This is a genomic window from Chitinophaga alhagiae, from assembly GCF_003568665.1.
GTDB lineage: Bacteria > Bacteroidota > Bacteroidia > Chitinophagales > Chitinophagaceae > Chitinophaga > Chitinophaga alhagiae.
In genome coordinates, this window is record NZ_QXMH01000013.1 from 1 (window position 1) to 647 (window position 647).

Annotated in this window: 1 rRNA gene; it reads right to left on the bottom strand. The window is 43.0% G+C overall.

Going from position 1 to position 647, the window contains the following annotated elements:
• Positions 1-530 precede the first annotated feature (530 nt).
• Positions 531-642, bottom strand: a 5S ribosomal RNA gene (rrf, locus tag D3A97_RS24725).
• Positions 643-647: the final 5 nt, after the last annotated feature.

A 647-nucleotide genomic window follows, 5' to 3' on the forward strand; every position in this document is an offset into this window, starting at 1 on the left:
AGACGTTATTCAATTAATGTTTTTCGCTAACATTACCTGTTTGTTACAATTGCTTGTAACGTGCTGTTGTTTCCAATCTTTCAAAGACCTTGCTTAACCACGGCAACACATTCCTGCGTTCCGTAAACGGTTAATCTGTAAGATGCCAAGGTTGCGAACCTCCAGGCCTTAACGCCTGCACCTCTGTTATACTTTTAAGAACTTTTTGTCTGCTGTTATTGCTGTTCCCCTGGCTCGTGGCAACCGCTCTGTTTCGATGGGAGTGCAAAGGTAGTGCAATTTTTCTTTCTTCCAAACTTTTGATCAGAAAATCTTTATTTTATTTTCCTGATCCTCAAGCATTTACACCTGGTAAATAACTATGCTTTCTTACACCCGGAAGATCACCTCACACAAAGAACTACCCGCTGTTTTTCCTGGCGGATGGCAAAGATAGCATCTTAATTGATTACTACAAAATTTTGTGGGGGGACTTTTAGCAGATAGAGAAGATAAAAAAGTCCCGGCAGAACGCCGGGACTTTCCAATAAATATGGCAGCTACCTACTCTCCCGCATGATAGTGCAGTACCATCGGCCATGAGGGGCTTAACTTCTCTGTTCGGAATGGGAAGAGGTGAACACCCTCGGCAAAACCACCATAAGATC